We start from the raw sequence: 13,938 nt of genomic DNA, 5'->3' as shown, positions 1-13,938 counted from the left end.
CCGGCAACCGGCGGACCAGCCGGAATTATTTTTTCTTCCGCCGCCCGAACGGGAAGTACGGGTTGTGCCCGGCTTCGCCCTGATAGGTGCGGCGGCCCGGCAGCGGAATTTCGGCCCGGCCCTGGCTGCCTTGCGCGGTGTTGGGCACCTCCTCCTCGGGGAGGTAACCGCCGCCGGTCCCCCACCCCGCACCGTCCTCGCGGCGCAGCTCCGGCCCGGCGCGGAATGAGGCGGCGTCGAACTCCCCGGAAATCCTGGGAATGATGCCGGTATCCAGCGAGGTGGTGGCGCGGTCCGGTTCGGCGGCCGCCGTCCGCCGCAGCCGGCCCAGCAGCGGCTGGGCCAGGTCGCGGAGTTCCGTGACCCGCAGCGCCTTCAGCAGGACCAGGTAAACGGCAAGCATGACCGGCCCGACGACGGCTATCGTCACCAGTGCGGCCGGCCGGCTGCTCCAGGCGAAGCCGTCGGCCTGGTAGCTGCCCATCAGCCAGAGGCCACCGGCACCGGCCACCGCCGAGCCCAGGGCAGCGTAGCCCATACGGATATAGGAGCTGGCCACCCGCGGGCCGTCAAGATGTCCAAGCAGCCGGCGGAGGAAGAAGGCACTCACCATCACGGAAAGGATGTTGCCGCCGGTGTATAGCAGTGCGATGGCGAAGATGATCTGGTCAAAGGGCAGGAACTGGATCAGGAACGCCGCCACCACGTTGACGAGGGCCAGCACCAGCTGGATGTAGAACGGGGTACGGGCGTCCTCGTTGGCGTAGAACACCCGGGACATCATGAAATTCGCACTCATGAACGGCGTGCTGAGGGCCAGGATGGTCAGCGTCTGGGCCAGCATGGCACCGTCCTGCCGGTGTCCGCCGGAAAAGAACATGCCCAGCGGTCCGGCCAGCGCGAACAGCGCCAAGGCCCCGAAAACCGTGGCCACGGCCATGGTCCGCAGCCCGTGCGAGAGCGCCCGCCGCAATTCCGCCCGGTTCCCGTCCTGGGACGCCCGGGTCATCCGGTTGAAGAGGACGGTGGCCAGCGAAAGGGCAATGATCGAGTGCGGCAGCAGGTAGAGCTGGCTGGCCACTTCAAGGACGGCGTTGCCGGGCAGGGTGGACGCCGCGGCGTCATCGCCCGCAGCTTCGAGCCTGAGGCGTTCGGCGCCCGGGATGGTGGCGATGCGCATCACGTACAGGAATGCCAGTTGGCCGACGGCTGCCGTGGCCAGCGTCCACACGCTCAACCGCGCGGCCTGTCCCAGGCCCACGCCGCGCCAGCCGAACCGTGGCCGCAGGCCCAGCCGCAGCCGGAAGACCGGCACCAGCAGGATAGCGGTCTGCGCCACGACGCCGATGGTCGAGAAGCCTGCGACCAGGAAGGTCTGGAAGGAGCTCCAGTTATCGAGCGTGTGCGGGTTGCCGGGGTCATTGACGCCCAGGATGATGACGAACATGCCGAGGCCGGCGATCGCCACGATGTTGTTTAGGATCGGCGCCCACATGGCGGGTCCGAAGGCGCCGTTGGCGTTCAGGATCTGGGTCAGCAAGGCGTACAGGCCGTAGAAGAAGATCTGCGGCAGGCACCAGAAGGCAAAGGACACGGCCAGCGACTTCTGCTGCGGCGAATACCCCTGCGTGGTCAGCTCGATCACCCAGGGGGCAGCCAGGGTGACTACTACGGTCAGCGATAGCAGCACCACCACGGCGAGCGTCAGGAGCCGGCTGATGTAGTCCGCGCCGCGGTCCGGAGCCTTGCTGGCCTTGATGATCTGCGGCACCAGGACGGCGTTGAAGACGCCGCCGGCCACCAGCAGGAAGATCAGGTTTGGCAGGTTGTTGGCGTTGATGAACGTGTCGGTAACGGTGGAGCCAAGGCCCAGGGTGGCGGCCAGCATCCAGGTCTTCCCAAAGCCCAGGAAACGCGAGACCAGCGTTCCGGCGGCCATCACGGCGCTGGAACGGGCCTCCCCGGAGGCAGTCGCCGGGGCGGCAGCGGCCCCGGGCGGGGCGGGCTTTTCTGGGGAAGGTGTGGCTGCAGACATTGTCTTTATCGTCTCACCCGGACCGGTAGTTGCTCGCATCCTCGGGTGTGCCTCTCAGCGGTGTTCGGGCAGGACTTCCCGGGCCAGGTCGGCGATCCGGCGTTCATTCGGGAAGGAAAGCTTGCGGGCCAGTTCGTGGATCGGCACCCAGGCGACGTCCACCGCCTCCTGGTCCGGATCGTTCTCGATGGTCAGTTCGCCGCCGGTCGCCTGCAACAGGTAGTGGTGCACGGTCTTGTGGACCCGGTGCCCGCTGACGGTAAACCAGTAGTCAATGCTGCCCAGCGGCGCCAGGATTTTGCCTTCGATCCCGGTTTCCTCCGCGATTTCACGGACTGCTGCTTCTTCATTGCTTTCCTTGCCCTCCGGATGGCCCTTGGGCAGGCACCACTCCAGCCGGCCGCCGCGGTTGAGGCGGGCAATGATGGCGACCCGCAACTCGGCATCGGAGGTATCCACCACGACGCCGCCGGCGGAGATTTCTTCCACGGTGGGCAGCGATGCCGGCGCCGGGTGCTGCGCCGGCGCGACATTGGCACCGATTGCCGATGGCAACGGTGCGTTCGTCCTCCTGCCGGGAGCACTCGGTACGGGATGGGCCATAAAGTCCACTCTAACGACACTTGCCCGGACTTGATGACCTAAACATGACGGGAAAGTGGCCGGCCGAAAAACGGCGCCGCTGCCGACAGCCTTCGCCGCCGCGGGAGCCAGCGGATCCCGAACCATGAGCGGTGTGGTGCTGGCCGGGATTTCTGACAAGCTTAAGAGACTATGGCGCACCCACATCAGCAGACTGAAACCCACACCGTCGATTTCAAGGTTGACCCGGTGGTTCTTGAGCTTGGGCAGCGCTTTGTCGACGCCGGTCATGAGCTTTCGCTGGTCGGCGGACCGGTGCGGGACCTTTTCCTGGGGCGGCCGTCGCTGGACCTTGACTTCACCACCGATGCGTCGCCGGATCAGACGGTGGCGCTGATCAAGAAATGGGCGGACACCTTCTGGGAGATCGGGCGCGCCTTCGGCACGATCGGGATGCGCAAGGCCGGCTTTCAGATTGAGATCACCACGTACCGCGCCGAAGCCTACGATCCCGAGTCCCGCAAGCCGGTGGTTGCGTTCGGCTCGTCGCTCACCGACGACCTGCTGCGGCGCGACTTCACCATCAATGCCATGGCGCTGCGGTTGCCCTCCCTGGAACTGGTGGATCCGTTCGGCGGCGTGCGGGACCTGCATTCCTCAACACTGGCCACGCCCGGCGCACCCGAAGACTCCTTCTCCGATGATCCGCTGCGGATGATGCGGGCCGCCCGCTTTGCGGCCCAGCTGGGCGTGAGCGTGCATCCCGACGTCCATCGGGCCATGACCAGCATGGCGGAGCGCATCAAGATCATCTCCGCCGAACGGGTGCGGGATGAACTGGTCAAGCTCATCTGTGCCGCGCAGCCCCGGACCGGCGTGGACCTGCTGGTGGAGACCGGACTGGCCGACTTCGTGCTGCCCGAGGTTTCGGCGCTGCGGCTCGAGTCGGACGAACACCACCGGCACAAGGATGTCTACCAGCACTCACTGCAGGTCCTGGAACAGGCGACGGCGCTGGAGTCCGGTCCCGGAGGCCCCGTACCCGGCCCGGACTTCGTGCTGCGTTTCGCTGCCCTCATGCACGACGTCGGCAAGCCTGCCACCCGCCGCTTCGAGGCCGGCGGGGCCGTCAGCTTCCGGCACCACGACATGGTGGGCTCCAAGCTGACCGCAAAGCGGATGAAGGCATTGCGCTTTGACAACGACACCATCAAGGCCGTGGCCAGACTGGTGGAACTGCACATGCGCTTCTATGGCTATGGCGAGGCCGGATGGAGCGATTCGGCGGTCCGCCGGTACGTAACCGACGCCGGTCCGCTGCTGGAACGCCTGCACCGGCTGACCCGGTCGGACGTCACCACCCGCAACCAGCGCAAAGCGGAGCGGCTCGCCTTCGCCTACGACGACCTCGAGGCCCGTATTGCAGCGCTCCGCGAGCAGGAATCGCTCGACGCCGTCCGCCCTGACCTCGACGGCGGCCAGATCATGGCCCTGCTTGGTCTGCGGCCGGGCCCGGTGGTGGGCCGGGCCTACAAGTTCCTGCTGGAAGAACGCATGGAACATGGTCCGCTGGCACCGGCACTCGCCGAAGCCAGGCTGTACGAATGGTGGAAGGCGCAGCCGGAAGCTGCCGCCGTCGACCAGTCCCCAGCAGCCGACCCGTCCCCAACAGAGGAGCCCTAAGTGATCCCAGCTTCGAACCGCCCCCGCCCCCAGCTTTGGATCCTGCGGCACGGCGAAACCGAATGGTCCAAGAGCGGGCAATACACCGGCCTCACCGACCTGCCCCTGACGGTGGAAGGCGAACAGCAGGCAGTGGAGGCGCGCAAGGTGCTCGACGCCGTCGACTTCGACCTCGTGCTGACCTCACCGCTGCGCCGTGCGCGCCGGACGGCCGAGCTGGCAGGATTCCCGGATGCCCGGCTGGAACCACTCGCGGTGGAATGGGATTACGGCGACTACGAAGGCATCAGCTCGGACCTGATCCGCAAGGACAACCCCGACTACCTCATCTGGACGCACGGCGTGCCCAACGGCGAAGCCCTCGACGACGTTGCCGCCCGGGCAGACAAGATCGTCGCCAGAGTCCTCGAATCCGGACTGGACAACGTCCTGATCGTGGCCCATGGGCATTTCTCCCGCATCCTCACCGCCCGCTGGCTCGGGCTGGACGCCAGCGAGGGCCGGCATTTCGTACTGGGGACGGCGAAAGTCTGCACCCTCGGCTGGGATAAAAAGACTCCGGCAGTGGTCCGCTGGGGCCTCTAATTTCCGCCGCATAATTTTTTCCGTGAATTCTTAACATTTACTAGCCACCGCCCACATGTTTGGTGTATTTTTATTCCTGACCCCAGAGCGACTCGCCGGGGTCGAGGCGCCCGTCGCCCGGCCAGTCAGCCGAAGCCGCGGCAGAAATGAAAAGGAGGTTGGGAAAATGAATACTTTGACTAGCGGATGGATGTACAACAACACCGCCGCCGCCCCGGCCTCTGCCATTGCCGCGCGCCCTCAGGGCGGGCTGACCGCCTGCTGATTTTCTTCCCACCGGCCTAACGCCGGAGCGGACCAGTGGCAGGCCTTCCCGCCAGGGACAGCCTGCCCGGCAATGTCAAAAACTCCGCGGAGCATGCGGCTGCGCGCCGGCGTGTGCGAGCCCCTAATTCGGAACCACGCTTCCTGATGGGCTGCACCGCGTCATCCGGGGACATCCTTCTGCACCCAGGCTAATTGCCTTACACCTTTTCCATGCCCGATTCGCATTTTATCCCCGGGTCTATTGGGCTTATTTTCCGTGCCCAATTGCCTTTATTAGCCCTGCCCAATTGCCCGCTGACATTCCCAGCCGCCGCCGTGCGGCCCCGGGACTAGTTTTACACGCGAAAACCACCCTCAAAGGAGGTGACCACCATGATCCGACGGCTTCAGAACGCCCTGGTCTTCAACCCCAGGCCAACCCGCAGGGAGAAGACCCAGTTCAATGCCCAACTGCTTGCGCAACGACGCGAAGACATCTTCCTGACGATGCATCAGATGGGCCTCATCCGCTGAGCGGCGCGCTTTGGCTGCCTCGACCGCCGACCCACCAGGAGGAACTGATGACACCCGACGGAACAACTCCCCCGGGAGCCCACGCGGCAGCGCGTGGGCTCCCCCCTTTTAACGGCATGCACCATGGATCCCGGGGTACCGGCGGGCGGCCCGGGCGCCGGTAAGCTCAAGGCATGCAGCAGACGATGCGGCCGAACCGCCGCAACCGCACGCGACTGGTAGTCCCCAGCCGCAGTGACCAGCTGCTGCGCAATTTCACCGAACTGATCGGCGGCCCGCTGGGCCGCCGGACTGCCCCGGGGATCGTCTCCCCCGGCCTCTTCACCGTCGAACGCGTGCTCATCCTGCTCACCGTCGTCGCCGCGCTGCTGGGGATAGTGGTGAAAGGCTACTGCCGCGTCAACGGGTGGGAATCGCCCTCCCAGTTCTATGCGACCTGCTATTCGGACTTCCCGGAACTGTTCAAGAACCGGGGCCTCGGCGACGGCGCTTTCCCCTTCGTTACTGAAGGCAGCTACTTCGAGTACCCCGTGCTGATGGGATTCATTGCCGGAGCGACCGCCCTGCTGGTGCCGGGCGAGGGCATCAGCAGCTCCCGGGTGCTCGCCTACTTCGACGTCAACGCCACGCTCATCGCAGCGGTCTGGATCATCACCGTGCTGGCCACGGCCCGGACTGCGCGGCGCCGTGCCTGGGACGGCGCCATGGTGGCACTTGCTCCGGGCATCGTGCTCGCCGGCTTCATTAACTGGGACATGTGGGCCGTCGGGTTGCTGGCGCTGGGCATGTACTTCTTTTCCCGGAACAAGTTGCTCCTCGCTGGCCTCTTCATCGGCCTTGGCACCGCCACGAAGCTCTACCCTGTGCTGATTCTCGGCGCCGTCCTGCTGCTGGCCCTCCGCAGCGGAAAGTTCCGCGCCTTCCTGGTCACCGCTGTCGCCGCAGCGCTGACCTGGCTGGCCGTGAACCTGCCGGCTGCCGCGGGGGACCCGGCCGGCTGGAAGTATTTTTACCAGTTCACCGAGTCGCGGCCGGCGGGCTACAGCTCGCCGTGGTTCGCCTACAACCTGGTGGCAGGCCGGCTGGGCTGGACCGCCCTGGACGCGGAGGACATTAACGCCCTGGCCCTGAACGTGTTCCTGGCGGCCTGCGTACTGATTGCGGTGGTGGCACTCGCCGCGCCGCGCCGGCCGCGGCTGGCCCAGCTGGTGTTCCTGATCGTGGCGGCCTTCATCCTCACCAACAAGGTTTACTCGCCGCAGTTCGTGATCTGGCTGGTTCCGCTCCTGGCCCTGGCGCGGCCACGCTGGCGGGACTTCCTGGTCTGGCAGGCCATCGAAGGACTGCACTGGGCCGCAATCTGGATGTATCTTGGCCAGGTGACCAGCGGTGGCCCCACCCAGCACAATATTGACATGCTGTACTACGTCCTCGCGGTGGTGGCGCACATGCTGGCCACCGCATATCTGATGATGCGCGTGGTGTGGGACATCTACGACCCGGCCTACGACGTCGTCCGCCGGCACGGGGTGGACGATCCGCACGGCGGCCCGTTCGACGGCGCCCCGGATTGGCTTCGGCTTGATATGCGCCGTCCCGCCGCGTCCGTGCTGCCGCGGCGTGCGGCTCCCGGAGACAGCTGATTCCGATGCCTGATGTCGCCGTGGTTGGTTCCGGGCCGAATGGATTGGCCGCGGCGGTGACGCTGGCCCGTTCCGGGCTGGCGGTCCACGTCTACGAGGCAGCGGATTCTGTGGGCGGCGGACTGCGAACGGCGGAACTGATCGAGCCCGGCCATTTCCACGACGTATGCTCCGCCGTGCACCCGATGGCGCTGGCCTCACCCTTCTTCCGCGCTTTCGGGCTTTCGCGACGCATCCGGCTTGAGGTGCCGGAACTCTCGCACGGCGCACCCCTCGACGGCGGCCGTGCAGCGCTGGGCTACCGCTCGCTGGAGCAGACCGCCGCCGCCCTGGGGCGCGACGGGGCAGCCTACCGCCGGCTCATGACGCCCCTGCTGGACCACCTCGACGGTGTTGCCGATGTGGCGCTGCACCAGTTGCTGCGGGTGCCGCGGCATCCGCTGGCGGCTGCCGCATTCGGGCTGCGGACGCTGGAACAGGGCACTGTCGCGTGGAACACCAGGTTCCGGGAGGAACTGGCCCCCGCCCTTCTCACCGGAGTCGCGGCGCACGCCGTCGCCCCCCTTCCGACGCTGCCCGCCGCGGCGGCCGGCCTGCTCTTGAGCGCCCTGGGCCACGCGGGCGGCTGGCCCATTCCCGTCGGTGGCTCGGCGGCAATCGCCGCCGCCATGACTGCTGACCTCGAGGCGCACGGCGGGGTGGTGGAAACCGGTACCCGGATCGGGTCGTTGCGGGAACTTCCGCCGGTCCGGGCCACCCTGCTGGACGTCGCTCCGCCGGCGCTGCTGCGGATCACCGAGGGCCGCCTTCCTGCCCGGTACCGACACGCCCTCGAGTCGTTCCGCTTCGGCAACGGCGCCTGCAAGGTCGACTTCATCCTCTCTGCACCGGTGCCGTGGGCTGCCCCGGAACTGAAGGACGCCGGCACGGTGCACGCCGGCGGCAGCCGGGCCGAGGTCGCCGAATCAGAGCGCCTGGTCGCCTCGGGCCGGCACCCCACCCACCCGTACGTCCTGGTCTCGCAGCCTTCCCGCTTCGACCCGGAACGCGCCCCGTCCGGCCGGCACATCCTGTGGACCTACTGCCACGTCCCGGCAGGTTCAACGGTGGACATGTCCGGTGCCGTCATCTCGCAGCTGGAGCGCTTTGCCCCCGGCTTCCGGGACGTGGTCGTGGGCTACAGGGTGACCACGGCCCAACAGCTCGCCGACTATAACGAGAACTACGTGGGCGGCGATTTCAGCGCCGGGGCGATGGACCTGCGCGGCCTGCTGAGGCGGCCGGTGCTTTCCCCGGTGCCATGGCGCACTCCGCTTCCCGGCGTGTACCTGTGTTCGTCCTCGACGCCGCCGGGACCGGGGGTCACGGGGATGCCGGGTTTCCTCGCGGCCAAACATGCCCTTCGAGACATATTCGGCCTGCCGTTGCCGGCGCTGGCCCCATAGCCTCCCGCCCGGGCGGCAGCGCGGCGGCAGATTTTTTTGCCGCGCTGGCAGCCATGACACGGGGAAGTCCGAGGCACAGGGCATAATGACGCAAATGCGGAAAATCCAAAAACTCTCGCTCGGCCTGGTGGGCCTAATTCTCGGCGCCTCCCTGGTGGGCTGTGACGACGGCCGCACCGGAGCGCAGGAGGCCGCGAAGCGGCTCGCTGCAGGGGTCGCGTCACTCGACGTCGGCGCCATTGCCTTCGAGAACAAGGACTCCGCCGCGGCGAACGAGCAGCTCCGGGCCGTGTTCAAGGGACTGGACCCGGCCAAACCGGCAGTGGAAAGCGGTGACCTGACGCTGGAGTCGGACACCGCCACCGTCCCGCTGAACTACCGCTGGAAAATCGGCGGCGCCGAGTGGACCTACACCACCACCGCCCGGCTGAAAAAGTCCGGCGACAAGTGGCTGACGGCGTGGAACCCGGCCACTCTGGTGCCGACCCTGGCCGACACCGAAGTCCTCGGGACATCGTCGGAGTCTCCGCAACGGGCCGACATCCTGGGGGCAGGCGACGCGAAACTCGTCACCTACCGCCCCGTAGTCCACGTCGGCATCGACAAGCCGCGGCTGGGTCCGGCGGACCCCGCCGCCTCCGCCACCAAGCTGGCACAGCTGGTCGGCGTCGATCCGGCCGAATACACCCGGCAGGTCCAGGCCGCCGGCCCCGCAGCGTTCGTCGCAGCGATCACGCTCCGGCAGGACGGCCGGACCGTCACAGACGAACAGATCGCGGCGGTACCTGGCGGCCGGGCCATCGCGGACAGCCTCCCGCTCGCCCCAACCCGCACCTTCGCCCGCGCCCTCCTGGGCACCGTGACGGAGGCCAGCGCCGAACAGATCGAAAAGTCGGCAGGCGCCCTCACCAGCGGTGATGTCACCGGCACGGGCGGCCTGCAGCAGCAGTACGACGCCCAGCTGCGGGGCACTGACGGGGTCCAGATCTTTGCCCAGACGGCAGGCCTCACCGCAGAACAACGCAAGGCGCAGCCCAACAGCGGCCGCCGCGTCCTCTTCCAGGAACCCATGAAGGCCGGCGCCGCCCTGAAGACGACGCTGGACCCCAAGCTGCAGCAGCTCGCCGAGGACGTCCTGACCAAAGTCGGCCCGGCGTCCGCTATCGTCGCCCTTCGGCCCTCCAGCGGCGCCGTGCTGGCCGCCGCGTCCGGCCCGGGAAGCAACGGGTATGACACGGCCATGCTCGGCCAGTATGCCCCGGGTTCCATCTTCAAAATCGTCGATTCGCTGGCCATGCTCCGCAACGGCATGACTCCGGATTCCAAGGTGGACTGCCCGGCCACCCTCACCGTCGATGGCAGGACCTTCAAGAACGCCGAGGGCTATCCGGCGTCGTCGCTGGGCTCCGTGACGCTGCGGGATGCCTTCGCGCATTCCTGCAATACCGCGTTCATCAATGCCCGGGACCAGGTCAGCCAGGCCCAACAGGAAGCCGCCGCCACGTCCCTGGGCGTCGCCGTGGACGCGCCGGGCCTGGGCGCCGCCGCCTTCCTCGGCTCCGTCCCGGCTGAGGCGACCGGAACCGACCATGCGGCGTCGATGATCGGTCAGGGCAAGGTGCTGATGTCCCCGCTGGCGGCGGCCGTCATGGCCGGCTCGGTGGCCAAGGGCGCTCCCGTCTCCCCCAGCCTGGTGCTCAATCCCAACGCCGCGGCGGCGGGAAGCGCCACCCCGACGGCCGGACCGACCGCGGAACCGTCGTCGTCGGCCCCCGCGCCCGCGAAGTCTGCCGGCACGCCCCTGACGGCCGCGGAAGCGGCCTCTCTGGCGGACATGATGCGTGCCGTGGTGACCTCCGGGCACGCCGGTTTCCTCGCCTCCGTGCCCGGCGCGCCCGTGGGCGCCAAAACCGGGACGGCGGAGTTCGGCAAGGAAGATCCGCCCAAGACCCATGCATGGATCGTCGCCGTGCACGGTGACCTCGCGGTGGCCGTGTTCGTCGAGGACGGCGGCCTGGGCGCCACCACGTCCGGGCCGCTGCTCAAGGAGTTCCTCACCGCCGCCGGCTGAGGCAGGCGTTCCGCGGGCCGGCCCGCGGCCCGGCCGCGGGGCCGGTCATGGGAGGATTGCCCGGTGGCCCATATTGACGTTTCCGGCATTGACTACTTCCTCTCCGACGGCACCCAGCTGCTCAACGGGGTGACGTTCAAGGTCCCCGACGGCACCAAGACGGCGCTGATCGGACCGAACGGGACGGGCAAGACCACGCTGTTCCGGATCATCTCCGGCGACCTCGTCCCCGATGAGGGCGTGGTGGGCCGCTCCGGCAACATGGGCATCATGCGCCAGTTTGTCGGCCAGGTCCGGGACGAATCGACGGTCCGGGACCTGCTGGTCTCCGCAGCGCCGCCGGCCCTGGCGGCCGCCGCCCGGGCCGTCGACGAGTCGGAGCTGGCCATGATCGAGCACGACGACGAGCCCACCCAGATGGCCTATGCGCAGGCGATCGTGGACTGGGGAGACGCCGGCGGCTACGACGTCGAGACGGTCTGGGACGAAGTCTGCATGGCCGCCCTCGGCCTGCCCTTCGACCGGGCACAGCACCGGCCGGCGTCGAGCCTGTCCGGCGGCGAGCAAAAACGGCTGGTGCTGGAGGCGCTGTTCGCCGGACCCGACGAACTGCTGCTGCTCGACGAACCGGACAACTACCTGGACGTCCCCGGCAAGCGCTGGCTCGAGGCCAAACTGAACGAATCCAAAAAGACCGTGCTGTTCATCAGCCACGACCGCGAACTGCTGAACAACGCCGCCGGCCGCATCGTCACCCTGGAGCCGGGCATCAACGGCGCCGGTGCGTGGATCCACGGCGGCGGCTTCGGCTCCTACGTGGACGCCCGCGCGGACCGCAACGCCCGCTTCGAGGAGCTCCGCAAGCGTTGGGACGAGGAGCACGTCAAGCTCAAGGAACTCGTCAACATGTACAAGAACAAGGCCGCGTTCCGTTCCGACATGGCCAACCGGTACCACGCGGCGCAGACCCGGCTGGCGAAGTTCCTCGAGGCCGGGCCGCCCGAGGCGCTGCCGATCGAACAAAACGTCCAGATGCGGCTCAAGGGCGGCCGCACCGCCAAGCGGGCCATCGTCGCGGAAAAACTTGAGCTGACCGGACTGATGAAGCCCTTCTCCACCGAGGTCTGGTTCGGCGACCGCGTCGGCGTCCTCGGTTCCAACGGGTCCGGCAAGAGCCACTTCCTGCGGCTGCTCGCCACCGGCGGGACCGACCCGGAACGGGAGCACCTGCCCGTATCCGCGCTGCCTGCGGCTCCCACCCCTCGCAAGCTCGGGGAGGGGCCCTCGCCGCAGCCGCTTGTCGAGATCGCCGAAGTCCCGCACGAGGGCACCGTGAAACTCGGCGCCCGGATCCGTCCCGGTTTCTTCGCCCAGACCCACGTCCGGCCCGACCTGCTGGGCAAGACCCTGCTGGAAATCCTGCACCGCGGCGACGAGCACCGGTCCGGGCTCGGCCGCGAAGCCGCCGCCGGGGCACTGGACGGCTACGGCCTGGCCGGCCAGTCGGAGCAGAAGTACGAATCCTTGTCCGGCGGCCAGCAGGCCAGGTTCCAGATCCTGCTGCTCCAGCTCTCCGGCGCAACGCTGCTGCTCCTGGACGAACCGACGGACAACCTGGACCTGCACTCCGCCGAGGCTCTGGAGAAGGCCATCGACCACTTCGAAGGCACGGTGCTGGCGGTTACCCACGACCGCTGGTTTGCCCGGACCTTCGACCGTTTCCTGGTCTTCGGCTCCGACGGGAAGGTCTACGAATCGGCAGAACCGGTGTGGGACGAAAAGCGGGTGGAGCGGGTCCGGTAAGCCATGCCCCGCCGATAGAGTGGAAGGCATGGCTTCCCACCCCCGCCGTCCGGCCCATGCCCGCGACGCCGAGCTGAACGCGGCCGCCGTCGCCACGTTCCTGGTTTTCGCCGTCAACGGGCTGGTTTTTGCCAGCTGGGCCGCACGGATTCCCGCAGTGACCCAAACGCTGGACATCTCGTCGGGTCAGATGGGCACGCTGCTGCTCTGCGTCGCGGTGGGTTCCCTGATTGCACTGCCGACGGCGGGCCGCGTGGTCGGCCGGCTCGGCACCGGCAACACGGTCCGTGCCGCCGGCCTGCTGGCGGCCGCCGCCGGTGTGGGCATCGCCCTGTCCCTCAGCGCCGTTTCCATCCCGGGTACTGCGGTATCGCTCTTTTTCTTCGGCATCGGCATCGGACTCTGGGACGTCTCACAAAATATCGAGGGCGCAGATGTTGAGCACAAGCTCGGCCGGACGGTCATGCCGAAGTTCCACGCGGGGTTCAGCGGCGGCGCCTTTGTTGGCGCGCTGGTCGGCGCCGGCCTCTCCGAGCTCGGCGTTGGCCTTCCGCTGCATCTGCTGGTCATCGCTGCGGTGGTGGTCGGGGCGACGCTGACCGCCCCCCGCTACTTCCTGCCGCACGCCCCGGCGCCAGCACCGACAGCCGGTGCTGGCACCGCGCCCCGCGCAGCCTCGGCGTGGCGGGACGGCCGGACGCTGCTGATCGGCGTCGTCGTCCTGGGCGCAACGCTGACCGAAGGCGCCGGCAACGACTGGATCGCCAAGGCTGCCGTGGACGGACTGGGTGCCGAGCAGTCCACCGGCGCGCTGTTGTTCGCAGCCTTCGTGCTGGCCATGACCGCCATGCGGTTCTTCGGCGGCCGCGCGATCGACGCCTACGGCCGCGTGGCCGTGCTGCGGGCCAGCATGGCTGCCGCCGCCGTCGGGCTGGCGCTCTTTGTCCTGGCCGGCAACCTTTGGGTCGCCACCGCCGGCGCCGCACTGTGGGGCGTCGGGGCCGCCCTCGCGTTCCCGATGGGCATGTCCGCCGCGGCCGACGATCCCCGGCATGCCGCGGCGCGGGTATCCGTGGTCTCAACGGTGGGGTACATCGCGTTCCTGGCCGGGCCGCCACTGCTGGGCTACCTCGGTGACCTGACCGGCATCCGGTTGGCTCTGCTGGCGATCGGGTTGCCGATCCTGGGGGCGCTGTTGCTGGCCGGAGCCGCGAGGCCGCTGCGCCCTGGACAGGCCCACCCGAACGAAGCTAACGAAGCCTCCCGCAAGTAACCGCCTGCGGTCCTGCTCCCGCGGTGGACCGGCTCGGC

At 68.1% G+C, this 13,938-nt stretch carries 10 protein-coding genes; 8 read left to right on the top strand and 2 right to left on the bottom strand.

Translation table 11 applies throughout. The features are described from left to right. Nucleotides 1-25 precede the first annotated feature (25 nt). Together murJ and AC3ANP_RS05105 are read right to left on the bottom strand one after the other, a co-directional pair. Entirely contained in the window at nucleotides 26-2,035 is a 2,010-nt protein-coding gene (gene murJ / locus AC3ANP_RS05110) for a murein biosynthesis integral membrane protein MurJ (protein ID WP_488332259.1), read from the bottom strand. A gap of 54 nt (nucleotides 2,036-2,089) precedes the next feature. Further along, complete coding sequence (locus AC3ANP_RS05105; protein ID WP_488332258.1) at nucleotides 2,090-2,590, bottom strand: NUDIX hydrolase; 501 nt, start codon at nucleotides 2,588-2,590, stop codon at nucleotides 2,090-2,092. A gap of 219 nt (nucleotides 2,591-2,809) precedes the next feature. Between AC3ANP_RS05105 and AC3ANP_RS05100 the strand changes: the two genes are divergently transcribed. The 8 genes from AC3ANP_RS05100 to AC3ANP_RS05065 all read left to right on the top strand — a co-directional run bounded on the left by AC3ANP_RS05100 (nucleotide 2,810) and on the right by AC3ANP_RS05065 (nucleotide 13,900). Then, the gene (locus AC3ANP_RS05100) at nucleotides 2,810-4,300 is read left to right on the top strand and encodes a CCA tRNA nucleotidyltransferase (protein WP_488332257.1); all 1,491 of its coding nucleotides are present in this window, start codon (nucleotides 2,810-2,812) and stop codon (nucleotides 4,298-4,300) included. Continuing rightward, on the top strand, nucleotides 4,301-4,885 hold the full coding sequence (locus AC3ANP_RS05095; protein WP_488332256.1) for a histidine phosphatase family protein: 585 nt from the start codon (nucleotides 4,301-4,303) through the stop codon (nucleotides 4,883-4,885). Nucleotides 4,886-5,524: 639 nt separating this feature from the next. Next, a complete protein-coding gene (locus AC3ANP_RS05090) occupies nucleotides 5,525-5,665 on the top strand; it encodes a hypothetical protein (protein ID WP_488332255.1) in 141 nt (46 codons plus the stop codon). A 173-nt stretch (nucleotides 5,666-5,838) separates the two neighbouring features. Continuing rightward, on the top strand, nucleotides 5,839-7,308 hold the full coding sequence (locus AC3ANP_RS05085; RefSeq protein WP_488332254.1) for a glycosyltransferase family 87 protein: 1,470 nt from the start codon (nucleotides 5,839-5,841) through the stop codon (nucleotides 7,306-7,308). Between the two features lie 5 nt (nucleotides 7,309-7,313). Continuing rightward, on the top strand, nucleotides 7,314-8,753 hold the full coding sequence (locus AC3ANP_RS05080; RefSeq protein ID WP_488332253.1) for a phytoene desaturase family protein: 1,440 nt from the start codon (nucleotides 7,314-7,316) through the stop codon (nucleotides 8,751-8,753). A 94-nt stretch (nucleotides 8,754-8,847) separates the two neighbouring features. Continuing rightward, complete coding sequence (locus AC3ANP_RS05075; protein WP_488332252.1) at nucleotides 8,848-10,824, top strand: penicillin-binding transpeptidase domain-containing protein; 1,977 nt, start codon at nucleotides 8,848-8,850, stop codon at nucleotides 10,822-10,824. Nucleotides 10,825-10,887: 63 nt separating this feature from the next. After that, on the top strand, nucleotides 10,888-12,627 hold the full coding sequence (locus AC3ANP_RS05070) for an ABC-F family ATP-binding cassette domain-containing protein (protein ID WP_488332251.1): 1,740 nt from the start codon (nucleotides 10,888-10,890) through the stop codon (nucleotides 12,625-12,627). A gap of 28 nt (nucleotides 12,628-12,655) precedes the next feature. Continuing rightward, the gene (locus AC3ANP_RS05065) at nucleotides 12,656-13,900 is read left to right on the top strand and encodes an MFS transporter (protein WP_488332250.1); all 1,245 of its coding nucleotides are present in this window, start codon (nucleotides 12,656-12,658) and stop codon (nucleotides 13,898-13,900) included. Nucleotides 13,901-13,938 lie beyond the last annotated feature (38 nt).

The organism is Arthrobacter sp. JB02-1C (assembly GCF_057748045.1).
This window is presented reverse-complemented; position numbering and strand designations above follow the sequence as displayed.